This window comes from Hoeflea sp., from assembly GCF_984452065.1.
This window is the reverse complement of sequence record NZ_CFHWAF010000184.1, coordinates 1-7,406: the sequence shown is the minus strand read 5'-3', so window position 1 is coordinate 7,406 and position 7,406 is coordinate 1. Positions and strand designations below refer to the sequence as shown.

At 61.6% G+C, this 7,406-nt stretch carries 8 protein-coding genes; 4 read left to right on the top strand and 4 right to left on the bottom strand.

Features of this window, described 5'->3' with window-relative positions:
* Positions 1–6: 6 nt before the first annotated feature.
* Complete coding sequence (locus AC5E6N_RS22270; protein WP_491749866.1) at positions 7–753, bottom strand: GntR family transcriptional regulator; 747 nt, start codon at positions 751–753, stop codon at positions 7–9.
* Between the two features lie 111 nt (positions 754–864).
* Between AC5E6N_RS22270 and AC5E6N_RS22265 the strand changes: the two genes are divergently transcribed.
* From AC5E6N_RS22265 to AC5E6N_RS22250, 4 genes are all read left to right on the top strand, one after another.
* Positions 865–1,152 (top strand): UxaA family hydrolase, encoded by a 288-nt coding sequence (locus tag AC5E6N_RS22265; RefSeq protein ID WP_491749865.1) that lies wholly within the window; start codon positions 865–867, stop codon positions 1,150–1,152.
* Between the two features lie 11 nt (positions 1,153–1,163).
* Positions 1,164–2,330 (top strand): UxaA family hydrolase, encoded by a 1,167-nt coding sequence (locus AC5E6N_RS22260; RefSeq protein ID WP_491749864.1) that lies wholly within the window; start codon positions 1,164–1,166, stop codon positions 2,328–2,330.
* A 63-nt stretch (positions 2,331–2,393) separates the two neighbouring features.
* A complete protein-coding gene (locus AC5E6N_RS22255; protein ID WP_491749863.1) occupies positions 2,394–3,332 on the top strand; it encodes a hydroxyacid dehydrogenase in 939 nt (312 codons plus the stop codon).
* Complete coding sequence (locus AC5E6N_RS22250; RefSeq protein ID WP_491749862.1) at positions 3,325–4,332, top strand: Ldh family oxidoreductase; 1,008 nt, start codon at positions 3,325–3,327, stop codon at positions 4,330–4,332. The genes AC5E6N_RS22255 and AC5E6N_RS22250 overlap by 8 nt, the downstream gene beginning before the upstream one ends.
* Positions 4,333–4,341: 9 nt before the next feature.
* On the opposite strand, the gene AC5E6N_RS22245 is transcribed toward AC5E6N_RS22250, so the two are convergent.
* From AC5E6N_RS22245 to AC5E6N_RS22235, 3 genes are all read right to left on the bottom strand, one after another.
* Positions 4,342–5,175, bottom strand: coding sequence for an AraC family transcriptional regulator (locus AC5E6N_RS22245; RefSeq protein WP_491749861.1), 834 nt, complete (start codon positions 5,173–5,175; stop codon positions 4,342–4,344).
* 74 nt (positions 5,176–5,249) lie between these two features.
* Complete coding sequence (locus AC5E6N_RS22240; protein WP_491749860.1) at positions 5,250–5,960, bottom strand: response regulator; 711 nt, start codon at positions 5,958–5,960, stop codon at positions 5,250–5,252.
* Positions 5,961–7,406: hybrid sensor histidine kinase/response regulator (locus tag AC5E6N_RS22235; protein WP_491749859.1), on the bottom strand; the 1,446-nt coding region annotated here is incomplete at its 5' end. It abuts the gene before it with no gap.

Here is a 7,406-nt window from a genome sequence, read left to right as displayed (position 1 = left end):
CAGGTTCTATGGCAGGCTGACGGCGTAGTGCAGGTCGCTGGTGAGGCAGCGCGATGAGCGCAGTTCCACCGGATTGCCCTCGAGATCGCGGGCAATGCGGGTGATCAGCAGCAGCGGCACGCCGACACCGCAGCCGAGAGCCGCCGCGTCGCGCGGTTCGCACAGCACGGCTTTCACACGCTCATCCGCCTTGGCGATGGTTATGCCCCAGCGCGACGAATAGAGCCGGTAGATATTGTTGGGAATTTCCTCAAGGTCGCCAAAGCCGGGAAACGTGGCCGAGGGAACGGCCAGGGTCTCGGCGATCACGGGGGTGCCGTCAAGTTCGCGGACGCGTTCGATGCGCCAGACGGGATCAGCCTCGGCAATCGACAGGGAACGCGCCTCCCGCGGCGTCGCCTGCTCCTCGGACCAGTCGAGCAGGCGTGATTCCGGGAAAGCATCCTTTCCGGACCGTTCGTCGGAGGTCAGCCGGAAGAACTGGAAGAGGATGCGGGAATCTTCCGGTTCGGCGACGAATGTTCCGCGGCCCTGCTGCCGCACCAGAAGGCTTTCGGCGGTCATGGCATCGAGGGCCTTGCGCACCGTGCCCTGACTGACATTGAGCTGCCGGGCCAGTTCCTGTTCGCTCGGAATGTTGGTGCCCGGCTGCCAGGTTCCGTCCACCAGCCGGCGGATCAGCCGGTCCTTGACCTGCGCGTAGAGCGGTTTGAACCCGATATTGCTGTCTGTTTCCTGCAAGGCCGCTTCCATTTCCTTATCCTGTTTAGCCCGATCCGGTTGACAATGCCAGTATTATGTATCTTATATATTATATAAGACTTGGCGCCACAGCGCCCCCCATCCTGAAATTTGGAGGCAGCCTTGAGTATCCCGCACTTGCTGGTGCACGACCATAAGGACAATGTCGGTGTTGTCGTGGTGGAAGACCTGACCGCCGGCACGAATATGACCTGTGTCGTGACCCATGACGATTCCGATTTCGAGTTGACCTGCGGCGACGATGTGCCGATCGGGCACAAGGTCGCGCTCAAGGATCTCGCCGAAGGCGATACGGTGATCAAATATGGCGAGGACATCGGCAAGGTCGTCGCGCCCATCGCCAAGGGCCAGCATGTGCATGTCCACAATGTGAAAACAAAACGCTGGTAGGAGGCGGATCGATGTCAGAAAAGATCATGGCTTACCGGCGCGAGAACGGCCGGGTCGGCGTTCGCAATCACGTTGTCATCCTGCCGCTGGATGATATTTCCAATGCCGCCTGCGAGGCGGTCGCCAACAATATCAAAGGCACCATGGCTTTGCCGCACGCCTATGGACGGCTGCAGTTCGGCGAGGATCTGGAGCTTCATTTCCGCACGATGATCGGCACCGGCGCGAACCCCAATGTCGCGGCCGTCGTGGTCATCGGCATCGAGCCGGAGTGGACGAAAGTCGTCGTCGACGGGATCGCCGAGACCGGCAAACCCGTGACCGGATTGTCGATCGAGCAGAACGGCGATATCGCGACGATCGCCTCGGCGTCGCGCGTCGCCAAGGAGTATGTGCACTGGGCGACGGAACTGCAGCGCGAGGAATGCGACATCTCGGAACTGTGGATCTCGACCAAGTGCGGCGAGAGCGATACGACGACCGGCCTGTCGTCCTGTCCCACCGTCGGCAATATGTATGACAAGCTGCTGCCCGGCGGTATTTACGGCTGTTTCGGCGAGACCTCCGAAATCACCGGCGCCGAACATCTTTGCGCCGAGCGTGCCGCCAATCCGGAAGCCGGCGAAAAGTTCATGAAGATCTGGCAGGCCTATCAGGATGATGTCATCGAGGCGCACAAGACATCCGATCTGTCCGACAGTCAGCCGACGAAGGGCAATATTCTCGGCGGTCTGACAACCATCGAGGAAAAGGCGCTGGGCAATCTGGAAAAGATCGGCCGCACCTCGCGCTATGTCGATGCGCTGGGTCCCGCCGAGGCGCCGCAAAAGGGCAAGGGTCTTTATTTCATGGACACATCGTCCGCTGCGGCCGAATGCGTTACGCTGATGGGGGCGGCCGGATATGTGATCCACACCTTCCCCACCGGCCAGGGCAATGTGATCGGCAATCCGATCGTGCCGGTGATCAAGATTTCCGGCAATCCGCGCACGCTCAGGACCATGAGCGAGCATATTGATGTCGACGTCACCGGTGTCCTGCGCCGCGATATGACCATCGATCAGGCCGGTGATGCGCTGATCGACATGATCGTACGGACGGCGAACGGCCGTAACACGGCAGCCGAAGCGCTCGGTCACCGCGAATTCGTCATGACCAAGCTTTATCGCAGCGCCTGAGTGCTGCGTCGTATCGGGCCGGGCGTATTTCGCCGGCCTGCTAACTCCACCGGACCGCATTCGATGGCCAAAATCGTTATCACCGAGTTCATGGACGAGGCGGCGGTGGCCGTTTTGTCCGAAGCTCACGAAACCCATTATGACCAGGGCCTTGCGGACCGGCAGGGGGAGATCGCATCGCTGATCGGCGATGCGTCCGCCCTGATCGTGCGCAACCGCACGCAGGTCGATGCCGCGCTGCTTGACGCGGCGCCCGGCCTCAAATGTGTCGGGCGGCTCGGTGTCGGCCTCGACAATATCGACCTTGAGGCCTGCAAGGCACGCGGCGTTGCCGTGTTTCCGGCCATCGGCGCCAACAATCAGAGCGTTGCCGAATATGTCATTGCCAACGCCATGATGCTCCTGCGCGGCGCTTATCTTTCGACCGGCGCAATGATCGAGGGCGCATGGCCGCGCCAGCAATTGATGGGCCGCGAGCTTGCCGGCCGGACGATGGGTCTGGTCGGGTTCGGCGCCATTGCCCGCGAGGTCGCTCTGCGGGCCAGCGTGCTGGGCATGGAGATCGTCGCCTACGACCCCTTCTGCATGGCGGACGATCCCGGATGGCAGCTGGCCCGGAACGTGTCCCTCGACGGGGTGCTGGAACTCTCCGACGTCGTCAGCCTGCACACTCCCTTGAATGACGGCACACGGCATATGATCGATGCCGGGGCGCTTTCGAAAATGAAACCCGATGCGGTGATTATCAATGCGGCGCGCGGCGGGATCATCGATGAGGAGGCGCTGGCATCGGCGCTGTCGAAGGGCAAGCTCGGCGGCGCGGCGCTTGATGTCTTCGAAGCGGAGCCGCTGACGGCGGAGGCGGCAGCGAAGTTCAGCGGTATCGGCAACCTTGTCCTGACGCCGCATATTGCCGGTGTGACCGCCGAATCCAATGTGCGGGTCAGTGCGGTGACCGCGAGGTCTGTTTTGAAACATCTGTCGGAAGCAAAAAGTGAGTAACGCAGAAACAAGGCTCAGCCCCGACGCGGTCCACGCACTGATTTCGGGCGCGTTGACAAGATCCGGAACCTGTGAAGAAAACGCCGACGCCGTCGCCCGCGCGCTCGTGGCGGCGGAACTGGCCGGCCAGCGCGGCCACGGGTTGCGCCGGGTCGGTTCCTACGCGGCGCAGGCGGCGTGCGGAAAGGTCGACGGCCATGCACGTCCGTCGCTCGCGCAACACAGGCCCGCCGCGGCACTGGTGGATGCCGCCAACGGATTTGCTTACCCGGCTATTGAACTGGCGCACCAATGGCTTTCCGAGACCTGCCCGGCCCATGGCATAGCTATTGCCGGTATCACGCGTTCGCATCATTGCGGTGTTGCCGGCGTGGTGGTCGAGGCCCTGGCTGACAAGGGGCTCGTCGCGATGCTGTTCGCCAACACGCCCGGTGCGATGGCGCCCTGGGGCGGCAGAAGCGCTCTTTTCGGGACCAACCCGATCGCATTTTCCGCGCCTGTTGACGGCGGCGATCCCGTTACGGTGGACATCTCGCTTTCGAAGGTCGCGCGCGGCAAGATCATGGCCGCAAATCAAAGCGGCGAGGCTATTCCGGAAGACTGGGCGTTCGACGCGCAGGGCGCACCGACCACGGATGCCGCCGCCGCGCTTTCGGGCACGATGGCGCCGATGGGCGATGCCAAGGGCACGGTCCTGGCATTGATGGTGGAACTTCTCAGTGCCGGACTGACGGGCGCCAATTACAGCTTTGAGCAAAGCTCCTTTCTGAACGCCGAGGGCGGATCGCCGGCTGCCGGACAGGCGCTTCTGGCCATCGATCCTGCCGCGTTCGGCCACGATGCGACCGTTCGCTTCGCGCGTATGGCGGCGATGATCGAGGATGACGAGGGGGCGCGGCTTCCGGGCCGCCGCCGGCAGGCGCTTCGCGAAACGCTCCGGCGCGACGGCATTCCGGTCGATGCCGGCCTGCTGGCCGACATCAAGGGTATCGGGGCCTGATCAGCGTGCTCAGGCGGCGAGCGGCAGGCGAATCTCGGTCAAGAGATCCTCTGGCTTGGTGTCCGCCGGATCATTGAGATAAACCTCGTAACAGGGCGCATCCGCCGGCTCGCGGCCCGAACCGGGCAGCCAACGGCCGAACAGGTGATCATAGGCGACCCCGATATCCTCATACGGCCCCTTATAGGTCAGGACCGCATAGTCACCGCCCTGCAGGATCACGTCATCAAGACCTTTCGGCAGTTTTGTCTCGTCCGCCACAAGGAAACCGGCGCAGCTTTTGAGGTCGGCTTCGGCAACAACGTTCGGATCGTCATAATAGACGGCTGCGACGCCGCGTATGTCCGATCCGAGCTGAGGCGCGAAGGTCCCCAGCTTCTGAAAGCAGGGGCCGATCCCGGTATAGGGTCCATGATGATGCAATGCCGCGAGATGCTGGCTTGCGGCGTTTCTGATTTCGATATCAAACACTTTGTTTTCTCCTCTTGAGCGTGTCCTTTCGGTGGGGCTCGGAAAGCCCTCCAAGCGGAACGACCGGGGAGAAACGCCATATTGATCCTGAAAGGCGCGCGTGAAGCTTTTGACATTCGGATATCCGACCTTTGCCGCGATGGCGGAGACCGGCCCATCGGTGCCGATCAGCCACAATGCGGCCCTGTGAAGACGGAGCCTGCGGACGGCCTGGGCACAGGTCTCGCCGGTCATGGCGTGAAACACCCGGTGCCAGTGAAACCTTGAAAAGGCCGCAACATCCGCAAGCGCGTCCAGCGACAGGTCGCCGGCGGGGTTGTCGTGAATGTATTTCAAGACACGCATGATGCGCTTCTCGTAGTCGGTCGACACCGGTTACTCCTCGTTTCGTTCCGGGATCACCATGCCTCAGACGCAATCCGCAAATCTTGCTGAATTGGTCGACTCTAGGCATCGGGATCGTAGACATAGCCGATGCCGCGTACGGTCTTGATGATCGCCGGTTTTTCCGGGTTTCGTTCGATCTTGCGCCGCAGCCGGGATATGCGGATGTCGATGGAGCGGTCGAACGGATCCCAGCTGCGGTCATGCGCCTGTTCGAGGATCTGATCGCGGTTGAGGACACGGCCCCTGTTTTCGGCAAATGCTTTGAGAAGATTGAACTCCATGGCGGTCAGCGCAACCTCCCCGCCATCCTTGTCGAGCATTTTCGCCGCCTCAAGATCGAGCACATAGTCGCCGAAGCGAGCCGTTCCCGATTTTGTCTTGCCGGCCGGTTCCTCGGCTGATTTGCGCCGCAGAACCGCCTTTATGCGCGCTTCCAGTTCGCGCAGGTCGACCGGCTTTCCGAGATAGTCGTCGGCGCCCATCTCCAGGCCGATAATGCGGTCGACAACCTCACCGGCGGCCGTCAGCATGACCACCGGGGTCTGGTCGTCCGTGCGCAGGGAGCGCAATGTCGTCAACCCGTCTTCGCGCGGCATGTTGATGTCGAGAATGATCAGGTCGATCCTGTTTCCTCCGAGAACCGAACGCAGTTCATCGCTGCTGGCGGCCTTGGAGACGTTGAAGCCGCGCTTGCACAGATATTCCTGCACCATGTCGCGGACGTCCCGTTCGTCGTCGCAGATCACCAGGTGGTAGTGGCTGTTTTCCATTTAACCATCGTCTTTTTCACTCTTCAGGATTGCGTATACGAGCTCGCGTAGTTCGGCCGGCGAAACCGGTTTTTCCAGATAGGCGCATTGCGATTCCCGAAGCAGGCTCTGGGAAGCGACGCCCATCGTGTCGCCGGTGATGAAGGCTGTTCTTTCCAGCAAATCGGGATAATCGTCCCGGACGATCTCGAACAGACCGCGCCCGTCAAGGCCCGGCATGTTCAGATCGCTGAGCAGAAGGCCATAGCGGTTTTCGCGCAGCCTTTCTGCCGCCTCGTCGCCCGTATGGGCCATATCGACCCGGAAACCTTCCTTCTTGAGTATCTCCGCTATCAGTTCGGCGACCTCGAGCTCGTCGTCCACGATCAGCGCCCTGACGCCGACACGGCTGCGTCGGGCGTCGCTTGCCTGTGCCGCATGGTTCTCGGTGTCCTTGGCAACGGGAAGCTGGATGATGAAACGGCTGCCCGGCCCGTAGTCGGGATCGACCCATATATGGCCGCCATGGGAATGGACGATGCGATGGCAAAAGGCGAGGCCGATGCCGGTTCCGTCGCCGACATCCTTGGTGGTGAAGAACGGCTCGAAGATGCGGGCCATGATGTTCTGCGGGATGCCCGGGCCGTCATCCTCGACCATGATCTCCACGGCGTCTTCCGACCTTGCCGCTCCGGTTGAAACGGTGATGCGTTTGCCTTTGCCGGCATTCATGATCGCCTGCTCGGCATTGATGATCAGATTGATGATGACCTGGGTGATCTGGTCCGCATCGGCGACAATATCCGGGATCGCCGGGTCGAGCGCGCAATCGATTTCAAGACCCTCGCCATGCTTGCCGTAACCGGCGACATCGACGGCCGTCGAAATCACCGCGTTGACATCGGTGTTTTCCATCCTGGTCGGCTGCTGGCGCGCCATGGCAAGGAAGGTCTTGACGATCTTGGCGCAGCGTTCGGCGGCGCTGCTGATCTTCTCGATGCGCGCGATGCTTTCGGGATCCGTCGCCTCCTCGCGCAGCATCAGCGAATGGCCGACGACAATGGACAGCGGATTGTTGAGCTCATGCGCAACGCCCGCCAGCAATTCGCCGAGCGCGGACATCTTCTCATTCTGGAACAGAAGCTCGCGCTGGCTGGAGAGTTCGTCCTGAAGGGCCAGTTCGCCGGTCAGGTCGCGTGTGTTGGAAACAATCACGTCCTCGCCGTTGAATTCTATCAGGCGCGCCGAGATGGACCCCCAGAATTCCTCGCCCCTGGCATTCTTCAGCTTGACCTTGTGTTCGTTGACCCAGCCCTTCTCGCGCAGCATGTCGATATAGGCCTGCCGGTCGCCGGCGTCGACGTAGTAGTCCGCCGCGATCTCGACAGGTCCGAAGAGGGCCGTGGTCTCGGGACTGCGGAACAACAGCCTTCCGGTTTCGGCATTGGTCATCTGAACGGGAACCGG